Below are 16594 nucleotides of genomic sequence, written 5' to 3' on the forward strand. Positions count from 1 at the left end.
AAAAGGTGTTACCGGCGTCCGACCTGTCGGCAAATCAGGATCACGGGCAGCAATCCGACGGCCAGAATGACCAATGAGGGCACCGCCGCGCCCTCAAGCCGCTCGTCCGACGCCAACCGGTACGCCTGCACTGCCAGCGTATCAAAGTTGAATGGCCGCATGATCAGTGTCGCGGGCAGTTCCTTCATCACATCGACAAAGACGATCAGCAATGCGGTCAGCAGCGAGGGCGTCAGAATGGGCAGATGCACCCGCCGCAGCGTGCCCAAGGGCGTTTGCCCCAGGGATCGCGCGGCAGCGTCCATATTGGCGTGAACCGTGCTCTGCCCGCCTTCATACGCGCTCAGAGCCGCTGCCAGAAACCGCACCATATAGGCTGCAACCAGCAACCAGATCGAGCCGGTGACCAGCAGACCGGTTGAGATATCAAACGTCTGGCGCATCCACGCATCCAGCGCGTTGTCGAAGGCAGCAAAGGGGACGATCAGCCCGACCGCGATCACCCCGCCCGGAACCGCGTAACCCAAACGCGAGATATAAGCCGCAACTGACGAGGCGCGACCGGGGCGAAGGCGCTGAAAAAACCCGACGCTGATGGCGGCAGACACGGTGACAACCGCTGCGGTCCCCGCAAGGATCAGTGAGTTGCGGATGAACCCGAGATAACGCTCCGACAGCAGGTTCTGCTCGGATTCCATTCCCATCTCAACCAGAATAATCACCGGCAGCAGAAACCCGAACAGCACCGGGACAGCGCATAGAACAAAGGCACCGACAGCGCGCCAGCCGGTCAGATGTGCGGCGGGCTGCGCTGCGTGCTGCTTGCCCGCCTGATAGTATTTTGCCTTGCCCCGCTGCGTGCGTTCAGCCACTGCCATGACCAAAGCAAAGGTCAAAAGGCATAAGGCCAGTTGCGCGGCACCCGCGCGATCGGCCAGCGAAAACCAACTGGTATAGATACCCGTCGCAAAGGTCTGGACACCGAAATAGGACACGGTGCCAAAATCCGCGATGGTCTCCATCACCGCCAACAGCACGCCGCCCGCAATCGCCGGGCGCGCCATCGGCAGAGACACGCGCCGAAACGCGAGCCATGGGTTGTTGCCCAACGCACGCGCCGCCAGAAAGGCGGTTGCGCTTTGCTGCAAAAAGGCCGCGCGGGCCAGCAGGTAGACATACGGATACAGCACAAGGATCAGCATCGCCGCCGCACCCTCGGTCGAGCGGATCTCGGGGAACCAGTAATCGCGCGGGCCCCACCCCGTTACATCGCGCAGGGTGGATTGCACGATCCCCGGATGATCCAGAATAAAGGTATAGGCATAGGCCAGCACATATGCCGGAAAGGCCAGCGGCAGAACCAGCGCAATCTCAAGCAAGCGTACGCCGGGAAACCGGGTCATCGTGACCAGCCACGCGGCCCCGGTGCCAATGCTGAACGTACCCGCAGCGACCAAAACAACCAGGATGAGCGTGGTCACCGTGTACCGGGGCAGCACCGTCTCGGCCAGATGCGCAATCGTGTCGGTCCCGCCGGTCAGCGCCGCCAGAACAACGGCCACCATCGGCAACAGGCAGGCCGCTGCAACCACATAGGCCAGCCCGGCCAAAAGCCGGGTGCCGCGTACGCCGCGGTTCCGCGATCCGTTTTCAGAATAGTCGATCTGGGTCATCCGGCGTCTTCAGAATGCTCTGAGTGTCCTTTTCGACTAAAATCGTCGGGATTGCCAGCACCAATACAGCTAACTACCGCTCCCGAGTTTGCTCAATCCCCCATTCGTGACTTGTACGTGATAAGGGATTCCAGACTTGCTGCCGGACAACGCTTCTGTTCGGCTGAGGCATTACGCCAAGATTGGATATGCAATGCCCTGCCGAGTTTTTCTGACCATGTCGATATTAGCGCTGGCGGGCTTTCCAGTGCGGGCAGAAACAATCGTCGACACCGAATTCGCGAAAGCATGCTTGGTAGCAGAGGATGAGACTTTGGAAAATTCGACCCTAAACTGGCAAAAGATCAGATTTCTGGAAGAATTGGACTATTGCTTGATCGCCGTCGCCCAGCACCTGTCGAGCCCAAACAAACTGATCAGTTGGATGAAGGCCAGCGGCTTCCATGTGTCCAATCCTATTGCCTATTCGCGAAAAATTATGTGGGCATCATATAAGTACGACGGAGAGGGAGTTTTGATCAACGGTCGCATTCCAAAGAGGGAATTTCAGTGGAGCATTCACCCTTTGAGAACTTTCGGCTCCTACAGCCTACATTCCGGGATATTGCTTAGGAACAATGGCCATCCGGAATTGGTAACCAGCGTTCTGAACACCAAATGAGTTCGTCAAACGTAAGGCGAAGAAAACCTCGCCTTACGCGGGTGTCATTCATAAACCCGCTGATCCTCGATCACCAAACCGTCTTTCGGCAGCGATCCGGGGGCGACAACCTCGATGGCGCCTTTCAGTTTCAGCACCTCGGCGACCGATTTGGCATAGGCCGTGTCATCCCCGCCCGGGCTTTCGATCTGGACGGTCATGGTGTCCATCTCGCCCTGACGCGCGGCGATCACGCGAGCTTTGACGATCTCGTCGTGTTTTTCGACCAGAGCCGCCACCTGTTCGGGCCGCACGAACATGCCCTTGATCTTGGTGGTCTGATCGGCACGGCCCATCCAGCCCTTGATCCGCATATTGGTCCGACCGCAGGGTGAGACGCCGGGCATCAGCGCCGACAGGTCTCCGGTCGCAAACCGGATCAGGGGGTAGTCGGGGTTCAGCGAGGTCACGACAACCTCACCCACTTCACCAATGGCCACAGGAATGCCGGTTCCGGGGGTCACGATCTCGACGATGACATGCTCGTCAATGATCATTCCTTCCATCGCAGCGCTTTCATAGGCGACATTGCCCAGATCAGCCGTGGCATAGCATTGCAGGCAGGAAATCCCGCGATCCGCATATTCCTGCCGCAGTGACGGGAACAGCGCACCGCCGCCCACCGCCGCCTTCGAGAAGTTCAGCGCAACGCCCATCGCGTCCGCCTTGTCCAGAATGACCTTCAGATAGTCCGGCGTGCCGGCATAAGCGGTGCATCCGACATCACGCGCCGCTGTGACCTGCAATTCGGTCTGGCCGGTTCCGGCGGGCAGAACCGCAGCGCCAACCGCGCGTGCGCCGTTTTCAAAGATCATGCCCGCAGGTGTCAGGTGATAGCCGAAACAGTTCTGAACGATATCGCCAGCCCCAACACCCACTGCGTTCAGGAACCGCCCCATGCGCCACCAATCGTGATCGGTGCTGCCCGGCTCGTAAATCGGGCCGGGGGATTGGAACACCTGATGAAAGTGCCGCGCCGGTTTCACCGTGAAGCCGCCAAAAGGCGGACGACTGGCTTGCGCGCGCGTCAGGTCCGATTTGCGCAGCACTGGCAACATGGGCAGATCATCCGCCGAATCCACCTTATTAGTGTCTTTTCCCGCCAGATGCGCCGTAAAGCCCGGAGAAGATTTCGCCCGTTCCAGCTGCGCGCGCAAAGCGGCGGCCTGATCCGAGGCGCGTTCGTCGGCTGAGCGCGTTTCGAGTGTGTCGAAATAGGTCATCGCCATATCCTCCATCAGATCACAACCACCGCTTGCGGCGACGGTACGAGCGGACGTCGCGAAAGCTCTTGCGGCCTTCCTCGGACATGCCAAGGTAGAATTCTTTCACATCCGGGTTTTCGCGCAGCTCGGCGGCGGGCCCGTCCATCACCACGCGGCCCGATTCCAGAATGTAGCCGTAGTGCGCAAAGCGCAGCGCCACATTGGTGTTCTGTTCGGCCAGCAGGAAAGACACGCCCTCTTTTTCGTTCAAATCCTTCACGATGCCGAAAATCTCTTCGACCAGCTGCGGCGCAAGACCCATCGAGGGTTCGTCCAGAAGGATCGTCTCGGGCCGTGACATTAGCGCCCGGCCCATCGCCACCATCTGCTGTTCCCCACCCGAGGTATAACCGGCCTGAGATTTGCGACGTTCTTTCAGACGGGGGAAATAACTATAGACCAGTTCCAGATCCTGTTGGATCGCGGCATTGCCATCTTTACGGGTATAGGCGCCGGTCAGCAGGTTTTCCTCGACCGTCAGGTGTTCGAAACAGTGGCGGCCTTCCATCACCTGGATGACGCCCTTTTCCACCAGATCGGCGGGATCGCTTTCATGCACGCTTTGGCCGCGATATTTGATCGAGCCCTTGGTGACTTCGCCCCGTTCCGAATGCAGCAGGTTCGATACGGCTTTCAGCGTTGTTGTCTTACCCGCACCATTGCCACCCAGCAAAGCCGTGATACCGCCCTTGGGTACGGTCAGGCTGACGCCTTTCAGCACAAGGATCACATGGTTGTAGATCACCTCGATATTGTTGACCTCAAGCAGGGTTTCTGCCTGCACTTCGGTGGTGTGTGCCGCATCAAGCATCAGCGCGTGTCCTCGTGCCTGCCCCCGAAGGAGCTGTTCGTGAGGAGCGGCAGTGCAACCGCCGCTCCGGATTTTCAGCGCCCCGGATCAGGACCGGGACAGGGGGTCGCTTATTCGCAGCGCCCTTCGATGTTGTTTTCGGCGGCATAAGCGGCCGAGTCTTCCTCGATCAGCGCGTTGATGACCTCGACATCGGTTGGCTTGAAGTCCTGAACCGAATTCCAGGTACCTGCGGCGGCATCCCACTGCACGACGCCGACCAGGCCGGGGCCACCATGGTTGTCACAGCTGACCGAGAATTCAGGCCCAAAGCCCGACATGCCCAAGCCTTCCATCTTGGCGCTGGTGATTTCCAGTGCCTCCATGCCATCGCGCATCATCGACGCGTCGATTTCAGCAGTTCCGTGCATGTCCTGCGCAGTCTTCACCGCCTCGGCAGCCAGCATCGCAGCATAGAGACCACGGTTGTACTGAACCGTACCAAGCTGATCACCTGCACCTGCGGCTTTGCCCGCATCGACGACATATTTCTGCAGGTCGTCATAGACCGGATAGTCCATGCCGAGACCGGTGAAGGTCAGCGCCTTGTAGCCGGTGGCTTTGTCGCCCGCAGGTTCCACGTCGAATTCAGCGCCAGACCACCAGACGCCGATGAAGTTTTCCATCGGGAAGCGGATATTGGCGGCCTCTTGTACGGCAACCTGGTTCATCACGCCCCAGCCCCACATGATCACATAATCGGGCTTTTCACGGCGGATCTGCAGCCACTGCGACTTTTGCTCTTGCCCCGGATGATCCACGGGCAGCAGGGTCAGGTCATAGCCATGCTTTTCGGCCAGTGTTTCCAGCGTGCGGATCGGTTCCTTGCCGTAAGCCGAGTTGTGGTAGACCAGCGCGATTTTCTTGCCGTTCAGGTCGCCGCCATTCTCGTCCAGCAGATAGTTGATCGCGCCCGACGCACCGTTCCAGTAGTTGGCCGGATAGTTGAACACATGGCTGAACACCTTGCCGTTCGCAGCCGAGGTCCGACCGTAGCCCATCGTGTGCAGCGGAATGCCATCTGCGGTCACTTTGGGGATCAGCTGATAGGTAATCCCGGTCGACAGCGGCTGATAGACCAGCGCGCCTTCGCCCTTGGTAGACTCATAGCATTCCACACCTTTTTCGGTGTTATAGCCGGTTTCGCATTCGATCACGCGGGCTGGGACACCTCCGATGCCACCATCGCGCTCGTTCAGCAGGGTGAAATAGTCGGCATAGCCGTCCGCAAACGGAATACCGCCTGCCGCATAAGGTCCGGTCCGATAGCTGAGCGACGGGAACACAAGGTCGGCCATGACCGGACCTGCGGCCATCACAGCGCCCAGCGCCAGGGTTGCCAGTTTCTTGTTCATCGGGTGTCTCCTCCCTTGGTTGATCCGATGTTGGTTTCGGGCTTTCCGCCCGTCTTTTTGATTGGGCCAGCCCCTTAGTGCGGGAACGGCCAGAGTCTGAGTTTCTCTTTCGCCACGCGCCACAGTTGTGCCAGCCCGTGCGGTTCAAGGATCAGGAACATGATGATCAGCGCACCCACGATCACAAGGTTCAGGTGCGCCACGATATCGGTGGGCCAACCTAGCACATCGACGCCGACCACCTTCAGCACCACAGGCAGCAGCACAAGGAAGGCCGCCCCGGCGAAGGACCCGAAAATAGACCCTAACCCGCCGATAATCACCATGAACAGCACCAGGAATGACTTCTGGATGCCGAACACTTCGCCCACTTCGACAGCGCCCAGATAAACCGCAAAGAACAGCGCACCCGCGATGCCGACAAAGAAAGAGCTGACGGCAAAGGCGCTGATCTTGGCCTTGAGCGGGTTCACCCCGATGATCTCGGCCGCGATGTCCATGTCGCGGATCGCCATCCAGGTGCGCCCCGTGGTGCCGCGCGTCAGGTTGCGGGCGATGATCGCGGACACAGTCAGGAAGATCAGGCAGAACAGATAGGTGGCCCAGGCCGGAGCATTGGGTCCGGTGATGATGATCCCGAACACGTCCCGCTCGGGCGCGTTGATCTGGCCCGAGGCCGAGTAGTTGTAGAACCACGGCACCCGGTTGAACAGCCACACCAGAAAGAACTGCGCCGCCAGTGTGGCCACCGCCAGATAGAACCCCTTGATCCGCAAGCTTGGAAGGCCGAACAGCACGCCGACAATGGCGGTGATCCCGCCCGCAAGCAGCACATGGATGAACATGCTGACATCGGGAAAGGCGGTCATCAGCTTGTAACAGGCATAAGCGCCCACAGCCATGAACCCGCCGGTGCCCAATGACACCTGCCCGCAATAGCCCACCAGAATGTTCAGCCCGATGGCCGCGATGGCATAGATCAGGAACGGCAGCAGCAGCGCGTTGGCCCAGTAATCGTTGATAATGAACGGAATGATCCCGAACGCCACCGCCAGCACGACATAGTACCGGTACCGGTCGAATTTGATCGGAAAGGTTTGGCTGTCATCAATGTACGAGGTTTTGAAATCCCCGGCCTCACGATAGAACATATCTTACTTTCCCCATTCTTCCTGCGCCCGGTTCCGGGCCGCAGCGTCCAGTTGGTTGGACCCTTTGGCATATCCGCTCGCCTCTGACGCGCGCACGAGTTTCAGGTAGGCCAGAACACCCATGATCAGCCCCGCAAAAGCCAGGATCGCCGCAATGGTCAGTTGGCTGTCGGTCAGGTCGTCCGAGGTCAGAGCGATATACCCAAACGCCCAAAACCCGGCCCATGCGATGACGTTGATGATGGCGAGGAGTTTTGTCATGCCAACGCACTCCTGCTTCTTACATTTAGCCAGTGCACAACCGCAGCAAACGCCGCGTAGAAGAACAACGAGTCCAAGGCCCTCAGGTATCCGACGTAAAGAAGCATTCTCATCTCCCACTCCGTATCGCCAGCGATCGCCATGCTTGACCCTGAAAAGCTCAGCTCAAAAAGATCGCCCAGCGACCGAGCGAACCCATAGACCAGCAAGGCAATAGGCAGCGATTTGAACAGGGGTTCCAACTTATCCATCTAAACTCTCTCGATAATTTTCTCACCGAAGAGACCTTGGGGCCGGAACACGAGGAAGATCAAGGCCAGCACATAGGCAAACCAGTTCTCGGTCGCGCCACCCAGAGCCGGACCCAGAGCGAATTCGAACAGCTTCTCGCCCACACCGATGATCAACCCGCCGACAATGGCGCCGGGGATCGAGGTGAACCCGCCCAGCATCAGCACCGGCAGCGCCTTGAGCGCGATCAGCGACAGCGAGAACTGCACGCCCGACTTGGTACCCCACATGATGCCTGCGACCAGAGCGACAAACCCGGCCACCGACCAGACCATGATCCAGATGAAGTTGAGCGAAATCCCCACCGACAGCGCCGCCTGATGGTCATCCGCCACCGCGCGCATCGCCCGGCCCTGCTTGGTGTACTGGCTGAACGCGACCAGAGCCGCTACCAGCAACGCCGCAATCACCGTCGCTACGATGTCCAGATTGTCGATGAAGAACCCGTAATCAAAGATCTGATACGTCGTCTCATCAATCCAAAGGTTGATCCCCTGCGGCAACCCCACATCCAGCGTCTTGATCTCGGACCCCCACATCAGGTCGGCCACACCTTCAAGGAAATAGGCCAGACCGATTGTGGCCATGAACAGGATGATCGGTTCCTGCCCGACCAGATGGCGCATGACGAACCGCTGCACCGCCCAAGCCAGCAGGACCATCACCGCCATGGTCAGCAGGATCGCCAGCAGCGCGGGCACGTTCCAGCCGAAATAGTGGATATGCGTGCCGAAAATCGCGTTGATCAGATGCGCAAACGGCACCTGTCCGTTCATGATCCCCACCAGAGTCATCGCCGCAAACAGCGCCATAACCCCTTGGGCATAATTGAAAATCCCCGACGCCTTGTAGATCAGCACAAAGCCCAGCGCGACCAGAGCGTAAAGCACCCCGGCCATCAGACCGTTGAGGATGACCTCCATCGCAAAAACGAGTTGTTCAGGCATGCTTGCCTCCCCAAATATCTGCCCGGATATCAGTCATGGCTGACCCCCAGATAAGCGTCGATGACTTCCTGATTGTTGCGCACCTCGTCCGGTGTGCCGTCGCCGATCTTCTTGCCGTAATCCATCACGACCACCCGGTCGCTCAGGTCCATAACCACGCCCATATCATGCTCGATCAGGGCGATGGTGGTGCCGAACTCGTCATTCACGTCGAGGATAAAGCGGCTCATGTCCTCTTTCTCTTCGACATTCATCCCCGCCATCGGTTCGTCCAGCAGCAGCAGCTTGGGCTCGGCGGCCAGCGCGCGCGCCAGTTCGACGCGCTTTTTCAAACCGTAAGGCAGGCGCGCGACGGGTGTCTTGCGGATGTGCTGGATTTCCAGAAAATCGATGATCTTCTCGACCGCCTCGCGGTTTTCGGTCTCTTCCGCCTCGGCCTTGCCCTTCCACAGTGCCTGTTGAAGGATGTTGGTTTTCATATAGTTCAGCCGCCCGGTCATGACGTTGTCCAGCACGCTCATGCCTTCGAACAGAGCGATGTTCTGGAACGTCCGCGCGATCCCCTGCCGCGCCACCTCATAGGGGCGCATCGGCGGGCGTTTCGCGCCGTGAAACCAGACCTCGCCTTCCTGCGGGACATAGAACCCCGAAATCACGTTCAGCATCGAGGATTTACCCGCCCCGTTCGGCCCGATGATGGCGCGGATCTCACCCTCGCGAATGTCGAACGAGATATCCTTGATCGCCACCACACCGCCAAAGCGCAGGGTGATGTTCTTCATCTCCATCACCACACCGCCGATCTTGCGGCCGTCTTCGGTGACATATCCTTCGGAACTATCCAGCATCAGTCACTCCCTGACACAAAAAACGGGACGGCGGGCGGGGCGATGACCGCAGGTCGAGCGGCGCTCGAACGGCCCTCATTCCGCCGCCACCTTATGCTGTGCGACCGGCACAACCGGCGCGTCGACAATCTCCAGCGTGGCGCTGATCGAGCCCTTGCGACCGTCCTCATACGTCACCTCGGTGGTGGTCGAGACCGACTGAGATCCGTCATAAAGCGCATCGATAATGTCCTGGAATTTCTCTTCCACGAACCGACGTCGCACCTTGCGCGTCCGGGTCATCTCACCATCGTCTGCATCCAGTTCCTTGTGCAGCACCACAAAGCGATGCACCTGACAGCCCGACAGCATCTCATCGGCGGCAACCGACTTGTTCACCGCTTCCACATGGGCCTTGATCGTCTCTAACACACGGGGATGTCCCGCCAGTTCCTGATAGGACGCATAGGCCACATTGTTGCGTTCGGCCCAGTTGCCTACCGCTGTCAGGTCGATATTGATGAACGCCACGCAGCGATCCTTGCCGTTGCCAAACAGCACGACCTCAAGAATGTCAGGATAGAATTTCAGCTTGTTCTCGACATATTTCGGCGCAAACATCGACCCGTCAGCCATCTTGCCCACATCCTTGGCGCGGTCGATGATCCGCAGATGGCCGCTGCCTTCCTCGATGAACCCCGCATCGCCGGTGGCCACCCAACCCTCGGCATCCTTGGTCGAGGCGGTCGAATCCGGGTTGTTGTAATATTCAACAAACACCCCGGGCGAGCGGTAGTGAATCTCTCCACTGTCGTCGATTTTCAGCTCAACATCCGGCGCAGGCACGCCCACCGTATCCGCGCGTACTTCACCATCCGGCTGAACGGTGATGAACACCGTCGCTTCGGTCTGGCCGTAAAGCTGTTTCAGGTTGATCCCAAGCGAGCGGTAGAAATCGAAAATCTCCGGCCCGATCGCCTCGCCCGCGGTATAGCCCACGCGGAAACGACCATAGCCCAGGGTGTCCTTGAGCGGTCCATAGACCAGCAGATTACCCAGCGCGTATTTCAGCTTGTCACCAAAACCCACCGGCTTGCCGTCCAGCAGCAAGCCACCAACCTTCTTGGCATGGGCCATGAAGTGATGGAACATGCGCTGCTTCAGCTTGCCCGCATCCTCCATCCGGATCATCACATTGGTCAGCTGAGTCTCAAAAACGCGCGGCGGGGCAAAGAAATAGGTCGGCCCGATCTCGCGCAGGTCGGTCATCATTGTGTCGGCGCTTTCGGGGCAGTTCACGCAGAAACCGCACCAATAGGCCTGACCAACGGAAAAGATGAAATCGCCCACCCAGGCCATCGGCAGATAAGACAGGATGTCTTCGTTCCGGGTCAGATGATCGAATTCGGCCGAGTTCTTGGCGCTTTCGATCACGTTCCGGTTCGACAACACCACGCCCTTGGGCTTGCCCGTTGTTCCGCTGGTATAAAGCATCACGCAGGTGTCGTCATAGGTGATCGCGGCGATACGCTTGTCCAGTTCCGCATCAAACCGCGCGTGACCGGCGCTGCCCTCGGCCATGATGTCCTCAAGCGCATTCATCTGGGAATGGTCGTATTTCCGCATCCCTCGCTTGTCGGTATAGAGGATGTGTTTGACCTGATGCACGTTTTCCTGAATTTCGATGACCTTGTCGACCTGCTCCTGATCGCCGCAGACAACGTATTTCGCGCCGCAATGTTCCAGCACATAGGCCATCTCTTCGGCGACCGAGTCCTGATACAGCGGCACAGGCACCGCGCCGACCATCTGTGCGGCGACCATCGACCAGTAATGCGCCGGGCGGTTGCGGCCTATGACGGCGATATGGTCGCCCTTTTCAACACCCAGCTCCAGAAAGCCCAGCGCGATGGCGCGGATTTCCCGCGCGGCCTCGGCCCAGGTCCAGCATTGCCAGATCCCGAATTCCTTTTCGCGGTACGCCGGGGCATCCCCGAACTGCGTGACATTGCGGTGTAACAGCGCCGGAAGGGACTGCATCCCCTCAGCGCCCGACTGCGTCTGAGCCAATCTTCCTCTCCTCCCCATCCGGCCCCTCCTCCGGGCCGGAAATGGCGGGTCCGGGTCGTTGCCCGAACACCTGCGCCCCGATAAGGGACGGTTGCACGATCAGCGTCAACTTTTTCCTGATGTTTTCTCAATTCTTACGAATTGTAACAGGGGTCGTGCCGCCAATCCGGGTGACCTTGGCAACGCCCTTCTTCCCAACGCCTGCAAGCAATGCTATGTGGCCCGTCAAGCTCTTTGGCGATGGCGTCGCCAGAGGTAAATCAGCGACGAACCCCATATCCTGTACGCCGGGACTTTCAATCAGGAGATTGAGGGCCCCGTCCTGATCTCCGCCACAACAGGAGACAGCCATGGCCTGGTCCCCCGACAAAACCGAAGTCAAAAGCTGGAATGAATGGGACACCCTGCGCCACGTCATCGTGGGCCGCGCGGATGACTGCCACATTCCGCCCGAGGAACCCGCGCTGGACGCCAAGGTGCCCGAGGACAGCGACATGCGCGGCCAGTGGGGCCGCCGCCCGCAGGAAACCATCGACCGGGCCAACGAGTTGCTGGACAATTTCGCCGATCAACTGCGCAAGCGCGGTATTCGCGTGGATCGCCCGACGTCGATTGATCATTCGCAACCGGCTACCACTCCGGATTTTCACACCGAAAGCCAGTTCGGCTGTATGCCCCCGCGCGATGTGCTGCTGACCGTTGGGCACGAAATCCTCGAAGCGACGATGTCCTACCGCTGCCGCTGGTTCGAATACCTGAACTATCGCCCCCTGATGCAACAATACTGGGACGAAGACCCGAACTTCCGCCACGAGGCTGCACCCAAGCCGCGCCTGACCGATGCGGATTACCATCCCGATTACCTCAGCGACAAAATCGGCGTCGAAAAGCGCCTGCAATGGGCGGCCGAGAAGTTCTTTGTCACCACCGAAGAAGAGCCCCTGTTCGATGCCGCCGACGTGCTGCGTTTTGGCCGCGATCTGGTGGTCCAGCATGGGTTTACCACCAACCTCAAAGGGATCGAGTGGCTGCGCCGTCACTTCCCCGACCACCGCGTCCACACAGTGAACTTCCCCGGTGACCCCTATCCGATCCATATCGACGCGACGTTTACGCCGCTGCGCCCGGGCCTGATCCTGAACAACCCGCAGCGCCGCCTGCCCGAAGACCAACGCGGCATGTTCGAGAAAAACGGCTGGGAGATCGTGGACGCCGCCCAACCCGCCCACAACACGCCGCCGCCGCTGTGCTATTCCTCGACCTGGCTGTCGATGAACGTGCTGGTACTGGACCCGAAAACCGTCTGTGTCGAAAAGTCCGAGGTCTATCAGGCCGAACAGATGGACAAGCTGGGCATGGAAGTGGTCGAAGTCGAACTCCGCGACGCCTACGCCTTTGGCGGCGGTCTGCATTGCTGCACGGCAGACGTCTACCGCGACGGCGAATGCGAGGATTACTTCCCGAATATGTAAGGTGTTCGGATTGAAGACAGGGTGCCCGGGTTATGCTCGGGCATCTGTGTCCTGCGCCGGAAGACGGTGCTGCTTTGGTGTTGTGGGAATGGAAGCAATGAGCCCAAAGCCCACTATTCAGTGCGCAGCTTAGAGAGCATTGGACACGAGACATTCCCGCTGTCACAGTTGGCTGTAAGCTCGACTAACGCCGCTTCCAAGCGCCTCAGCTCGTCTACCCTTGCACGCACGTTGAAGATATGGAGTTCGGCCAGCTGCTTGACGGATTGACAATCCTCGGCATCGCCTTCGGACAGGTTAAGTAGCGTCTTTGCGTCTGCGAGCGAGAAGCCCAAATCGCGGCATTTCTTTAGGAAACGAAGCCTTCCAATATCATCTGCAGAGTACATCCGCCGGTTATTCGGTGCCCGTGCTGGCTTTGGCACAATCCCTTCGCGCTCGTAGTAGCGGATCGTTTCAATGCCGACGCCGCTTTGACGGGATGCTTCCCCAATCGCAAACACGTGAGATTCCCCAGCTTGATCCTGTAGCGACTACAGAAGTTATACGGAAGAATGTCACTTAGACAACTCCGCGCGAAAAGGGCCGTCAGAAAAAATGCAGAAGTACCTTAGCCTCAGTTACCTGGGATCGCTGTCCGCGCTTGGCGTCGCAACTTGCTGCGTATTGCCCATGACGATGATGCTGCTGGGATTGGGCGGCAGTTGGATGGCAATCTTCGGGAAGATCGCGGCGGCAAGCTACTATGTGCTGGCGATTTCGACCGTACTTGTCGCGGTAACTTGGCGAGTGTCTCATCAGCGCGGATTAATACCAAAGTTGAAGTGGTGGCTTTGGGGAACGACCGCGATAACCGGTTTAGCTTGGGTTGTCGTATTCTACGAGGCCCGGATCAACGATTTCCTGATTATGCAGATGTGAGACAATGACGGACCAAACTGTAGTGCTTGAAAGCACACTGACGTGCCCAAACTGTGGACACAGCGAAACCGAAGAAATGCCGACAGATGCCTGCCAGTGGTTCTATGAATGCAAGTCGTGCGAAACAGTTTTGAAACCCATGGAAGGCGATTGTTGTGTATACTGCTCTTACGCCACTGTTCCATGCCCACCAATCCAATTGGGCAGTAGCTGTTGCGGTTAAAGCCAAGGTCGGCTTTGTTCGCAATTCAGGCATATGACTACAACGCTGACACCAACCCGCAACTACAACCAATCCCGCAGGATCGGGATCAGCGGTACATCCGCCGCAGGCATCGGGTAGTTCCGCAGGTCATTCGCCCGCACCCATTTCAGCGCCTGCCCTTCTTTCGACTGTGGAATGCCCTCCCATTTGCGGCAGGCAAAGAGCGGCATCAGCAGGTGGAATTCGTCATAGCTGTGGCTGGCGAAGGTCAGCGGCGCGAGGCACGAGGCCCAGGTGTCGATGCCCAGTTCCTCGTGCAGTTCGCGGATCAGCGCGGCCTCGGGGGTTTCGCCGGGTTCGATCTTGCCGCCCGGAAACTCCCACAGACCGGCCATGGATTTGCCCTCGGGGCGTTGGGCCAGCAGAACCCGGCCCTCGATGTCAATCAGGGCCACAGCAGACACTAACAAGGTCTTCACGAGCGATAATCCGCGTTGATCTCGATATAGCCGTGGGTCAGATCGCAGGTCCAGACGGTGGATTGCCCCGCGCCCAGCCCCAGATCGACGGCAATCACCAGATCCTGACCCTTCATATAGGCGGCGGCGTCATCCTCGCGGTAATCGGGGCTGACCCAGCCTTTTTCGGCCACCAGAATGTCCCCAAAAGAAATGCTCAGCAGATCACGATCCGCTGCCGCGCCGGATTTGCCGATGGCCATGACGATGCGGCCCCAGTTCGGGTCTTCGCCCGCGATGGCGGTTTTCACCAGCGGAGAGTTGGCAATCGCCAGCCCGTGCACCTTGGCGTCTGCGTCCGAGGCAGCCCCGGTCACACGAATTTCCACGAATTTCGTGGCCCCCTCACCGTCGCGCACCACTTGCTGCGCCAGATCCAGCATCACACCTTCCAGCGCTTCGGCAAATGCCGCGTTGGTGGTGGCATCGACGCCCGAAGCCCCGGTGGCGCACAGCAGCAGGCTGTCCGAGGTCGAGGTATCGCTGTCCACGGTGATGCAGTTGAACGTCCGATCCGTCTGCGCGCCCAGCATCGCCTGAAGCGCCGATTGGTCCACCTGCGCATCAGTGAAGATGTAAACCAGCATGGTCGCCATATCCGGCGCGATCATGCCGGAACCCTTCGCAATCCCCGCAATAGAGACTGTTTTGCCGTCAATCTCGACCTGCGCCGATGCCCCTTTCGGGAAGGTATCCGTGGTCATGATCGCGCGCGCGGCGTCTTCGACGGCGTGGCGGCTGAGGCCCGATTTCAGCGTCTCAAGCTGGGTCACGATACGCTCATGCGGCAGGGGTTCCCCGATCACGCCGGTGGACGAGGTAAAGACGCGGTTGACCGGGACGCCGGTGGCATCCGCAACGGCCTGCGTCACCTCGGAAACCGAGGTCTGGCCGTAATGCCCGGTGAAGGCGTTGGCATTGCCCGAGTTCACAAGGATAGCCGCCGGGCCGTCACTTGGCCCGCCGATCTTGTCCTGACAATCCAGCACCGGAGCGGCGCGGGTGGCGGATTTGGTGAATACGCCTGCCACAGATGTTCCGGGGTCCAGCACGGCCAGCATGACATCCGTGCGACCCTGATACCGCACACCTGCCGCGACGGTGGCAAAGCGCACACCGTCAATCGCAGGCAGATCGGGGAAACTGGCCGGGGCCAGCGGCGAAACCTTGGTGATCGTGGCCACGGCAGATTACTCCTGCAGCAGTTCGATCTGGCGCAGCGTTTCGGGGCCTGCCCCTTCCAGCGCCGGACGCTCGATCTGAGCCTGCTGGGTCAGTTCATCGATGCGGGCCTGGATCGCCTCTTGCTGGATGGTCTGAGCCAGTTGATCGCGGATCGTGTCCAGCTCGGGCGCTTCGGATTTGCGGGTATCGTTCAGAATGATGACATGCCAGCCGAACTGGGTTTGAACCGGATCCGACACCTGACCTTTTTCCAAGCCAATCACGGCCTCTTCAAATGCAGGCACCATCTGGCCCTTGCCAAACCAGCCCAGCGCACCGCCATTGGGGCCCGAGGGGCCTGTGGACCGTTCACGCGCAAGCTCGGCAAAATCGGCACCATCGTCCAGTTGCGATTTGATGACCTTGGCCTCTTCCTCGGTATCTACCAGGATATGGTTGGCGTCGAACTCATCCTCGCCCGCAAAATCGGCAAACTGGGCGTCGTAAGCGGCCCGAATGGCCTCATCCGTGACGGCGGCATCGGTCAGGGCCTCGACCGCCTGTACCGCTTTCAACGAGCGACGCTCATTTTCAAGCGCGATTTCGTTCAGTTTGGACAGGTCGCCCTGTTCCTGGCTCAGCAATTGCTGCTGGATCAGCTGTTCCAGGATGAAGTCGAACAGCACGTCATCTTCAGCCTGCTGATACTGCGCCGGAAGGTTCGTGGCCATGGCGATGACGTGACCCAATGTGATCTCATCCCCGTTCACACGGGCGACGACGGTGCCTGCATCAGGCTTGGTTTCGGCGGCCAGCGGCAGGGCCATCACGGCAGCAAGCGCCAGAGATGGCAGAAAAGTGAGGCCTTTGGGCATGGATCAATCCTATTTCTTTGCCGCGACAGGGCGCAGCGTTGACACTTCA

The 16594-nt window shown here is 59.2% G+C and carries 18 protein-coding genes; 4 read left to right on the plus strand and 14 right to left on the minus strand.

What is annotated here, in order from left to right:
* Positions 1-8: 8 nt before the first annotated feature.
* On the minus strand, positions 9-1673 hold the full coding sequence (locus ACR0C9_RS08435) for an ABC transporter permease (protein WP_480780790.1): 1665 nt from the start codon (positions 1671-1673) through the stop codon (positions 9-11).
* Between the two features lie 136 nt (positions 1674-1809).
* Here ACR0C9_RS08435 and ACR0C9_RS08440 point away from each other — a divergent pair, with 136 nt between their 5' ends.
* A complete protein-coding gene (locus tag ACR0C9_RS08440) occupies positions 1810-2334 on the plus strand; it encodes a hypothetical protein (protein ID WP_480780791.1) in 525 nt (174 codons plus the stop codon).
* Between the two features lie 44 nt (positions 2335-2378).
* On the opposite strand, the gene ACR0C9_RS08445 is transcribed toward ACR0C9_RS08440, so the two are convergent.
* The 9 genes from ACR0C9_RS08445 to ACR0C9_RS08485 form a co-directional block, all read right to left on the minus strand.
* Positions 2379-3596 carry a phenylacetate--CoA ligase family protein gene (locus ACR0C9_RS08445; protein ID WP_480780792.1) on the minus strand — a complete coding sequence of 406 codons (1218 nt, stop codon included), beginning with the start codon at positions 3594-3596 and terminating at the stop codon, positions 2379-2381.
* A 19-nt stretch (positions 3597-3615) separates the two neighbouring features.
* Entirely contained in the window at positions 3616-4449 is an 834-nt protein-coding gene (locus ACR0C9_RS08450) for an ABC transporter ATP-binding protein (RefSeq protein WP_170453422.1), read from the minus strand.
* A gap of 110 nt (positions 4450-4559) precedes the next feature.
* Entirely contained in the window at positions 4560-5843 is a 1284-nt protein-coding gene (locus ACR0C9_RS08455; protein ID WP_170453421.1) for an ABC transporter substrate-binding protein, read from the minus strand.
* A 74-nt stretch (positions 5844-5917) separates the two neighbouring features.
* Positions 5918-6994, minus strand: a complete 1077-nt coding sequence (locus ACR0C9_RS08460; RefSeq protein ID WP_480780793.1) for a branched-chain amino acid ABC transporter permease — start codon at positions 6992-6994, stop codon at positions 5918-5920.
* 3 nt (positions 6995-6997) lie between these two features.
* Complete coding sequence (locus ACR0C9_RS08465; protein WP_480514451.1) at positions 6998-7255, minus strand: hypothetical protein; 258 nt, start codon at positions 7253-7255, stop codon at positions 6998-7000.
* Positions 7252-7506: a hypothetical protein gene (locus tag ACR0C9_RS08470; RefSeq protein ID WP_480780794.1), complete on the minus strand. Its 255-nt coding sequence runs from the start codon at positions 7504-7506 to the stop codon at positions 7252-7254. Before ACR0C9_RS08470 ends, ACR0C9_RS08465 begins: the two co-directional genes overlap by 4 nt.
* Positions 7507-8493: a branched-chain amino acid ABC transporter permease gene (locus ACR0C9_RS08475; protein ID WP_480780795.1), complete on the minus strand. Its 987-nt coding sequence runs from the start codon at positions 8491-8493 to the stop codon at positions 7507-7509. It abuts the gene before it with no gap.
* 29 nt (positions 8494-8522) lie between these two features.
* Positions 8523-9341 (minus strand): ABC transporter ATP-binding protein, encoded by an 819-nt coding sequence (locus ACR0C9_RS08480; RefSeq protein ID WP_170453417.1) that lies wholly within the window; start codon positions 9339-9341, stop codon positions 8523-8525.
* 75 nt (positions 9342-9416) lie between these two features.
* On the minus strand, positions 9417-11360 hold the full coding sequence (locus tag ACR0C9_RS08485) for an AMP-binding protein (protein ID WP_170453692.1): 1944 nt from the start codon (positions 11358-11360) through the stop codon (positions 9417-9419).
* 380 nt (positions 11361-11740) lie between these two features.
* Between ACR0C9_RS08485 and ACR0C9_RS08490 the strand changes: the two genes are divergently transcribed.
* Positions 11741-12862: an amidinotransferase domain-containing protein gene (locus ACR0C9_RS08490; protein WP_170623438.1), complete on the plus strand. Its 1122-nt coding sequence runs from the start codon at positions 11741-11743 to the stop codon at positions 12860-12862.
* Between the two features lie 113 nt (positions 12863-12975).
* Here the strand turns inward: ACR0C9_RS08490 and ACR0C9_RS08495 are convergent, their stop codons facing one another.
* Positions 12976-13365 carry a MerR family transcriptional regulator gene (locus ACR0C9_RS08495; protein ID WP_170623440.1) on the minus strand — a complete coding sequence of 130 codons (390 nt, stop codon included), beginning with the start codon at positions 13363-13365 and terminating at the stop codon, positions 12976-12978.
* Positions 13366-13459: 94 nt separating this feature from the next.
* On the opposite strand from ACR0C9_RS08495, the gene ACR0C9_RS08500 reads away from it, so the two are divergent.
* A complete protein-coding gene (locus tag ACR0C9_RS08500; protein ID WP_170520999.1) occupies positions 13460-13783 on the plus strand; it encodes a hypothetical protein in 324 nt (107 codons plus the stop codon).
* Between the two features lie 4 nt (positions 13784-13787).
* A complete protein-coding gene (locus ACR0C9_RS08505) occupies positions 13788-14006 on the plus strand; it encodes a GDCCVxC domain-containing (seleno)protein (RefSeq protein ID WP_480780796.1) in 219 nt (72 codons plus the stop codon).
* A gap of 62 nt (positions 14007-14068) precedes the next feature.
* On the opposite strand, the gene mutT is transcribed toward ACR0C9_RS08505, so the two are convergent.
* The 3 genes from mutT to ACR0C9_RS08520 are packed head-to-tail and all read right to left on the minus strand — an operon-like array spanning position 14069 to position 16545.
* The gene (mutT, locus tag ACR0C9_RS08510; protein WP_480780797.1) at positions 14069-14467 is read right to left on the minus strand and encodes an 8-oxo-dGTP diphosphatase MutT; all 399 of its coding nucleotides are present in this window, start codon (positions 14465-14467) and stop codon (positions 14069-14071) included.
* On the minus strand, positions 14464-15690 hold the full coding sequence (gene argJ, locus ACR0C9_RS08515; protein ID WP_480780798.1) for a bifunctional glutamate N-acetyltransferase/amino-acid acetyltransferase ArgJ: 1227 nt from the start codon (positions 15688-15690) through the stop codon (positions 14464-14466). Before argJ ends, mutT begins: the two co-directional genes overlap by 4 nt.
* A 6-nt stretch (positions 15691-15696) precedes the next feature.
* Positions 15697-16545, minus strand: a complete 849-nt coding sequence (locus ACR0C9_RS08520) for a peptidylprolyl isomerase (protein WP_480780799.1) — start codon at positions 16543-16545, stop codon at positions 15697-15699.
* Positions 16546-16594: the final 49 nt, after the last annotated feature.

This window comes from Ruegeria sp. C12 (assembly GCF_056537745.1).

Excerpts from the sequence above, each read along its gene's own strand:
- ACR0C9_RS08460 (WP_480780793.1), bottom strand. The coding sequence starts at position 6,994 with ATGTTCTATCGTGAGGCCGGGGATTTCAAAACCTCGTACATTGATGAC.
- ACR0C9_RS08450 (WP_170453422.1), bottom strand. The coding sequence starts at position 4,449 with ATGCTTGATGCGGCACACACCACCGAAGTGCAGGCAGAAACCCTGCTT.
- ACR0C9_RS08520 (WP_480780799.1), bottom strand. The coding sequence starts at position 16,545 with ATGCCCAAAGGCCTCACTTTTCTGCCATCTCTGGCGCTTGCTGCCGTG.
- ACR0C9_RS08465 (WP_480514451.1), bottom strand. The coding sequence starts at position 7,255 with ATGACAAAACTCCTCGCCATCATCAACGTCATCGCATGGGCCGGGTTT.
- ACR0C9_RS08485 (WP_170453692.1), bottom strand. The coding sequence starts at position 11,360 with ATGCAGTCCCTTCCGGCGCTGTTACACCGCAATGTCACGCAGTTCGGG.
- ACR0C9_RS08435 (WP_480780790.1), bottom strand. The coding sequence starts at position 1,673 with ATGACCCAGATCGACTATTCTGAAAACGGATCGCGGAACCGCGGCGTA.
- ACR0C9_RS08470 (WP_480780794.1), bottom strand. The coding sequence starts at position 7,506 with ATGGATAAGTTGGAACCCCTGTTCAAATCGCTGCCTATTGCCTTGCTG.
- ACR0C9_RS08455 (WP_170453421.1), bottom strand. The coding sequence starts at position 5,843 with ATGAACAAGAAACTGGCAACCCTGGCGCTGGGCGCTGTGATGGCCGCA.
- ACR0C9_RS08480 (WP_170453417.1), bottom strand. The coding sequence starts at position 9,341 with ATGCTGGATAGTTCCGAAGGATATGTCACCGAAGACGGCCGCAAGATC.
- ACR0C9_RS08500 (WP_170520999.1), top strand. The coding sequence starts at position 13,460 with ATGCAGAAGTACCTTAGCCTCAGTTACCTGGGATCGCTGTCCGCGCTT.
- ACR0C9_RS08445 (WP_480780792.1), bottom strand. The coding sequence starts at position 3,596 with ATGACCTATTTCGACACACTCGAAACGCGCTCAGCCGACGAACGCGCC.
- ACR0C9_RS08505 (WP_480780796.1), top strand. The coding sequence starts at position 13,788 with ATGACGGACCAAACTGTAGTGCTTGAAAGCACACTGACGTGCCCAAAC.
- ACR0C9_RS08475 (WP_480780795.1), bottom strand. The coding sequence starts at position 8,493 with ATGCCTGAACAACTCGTTTTTGCGATGGAGGTCATCCTCAACGGTCTG.
- ACR0C9_RS08490 (WP_170623438.1), top strand. The coding sequence starts at position 11,741 with ATGGCCTGGTCCCCCGACAAAACCGAAGTCAAAAGCTGGAATGAATGG.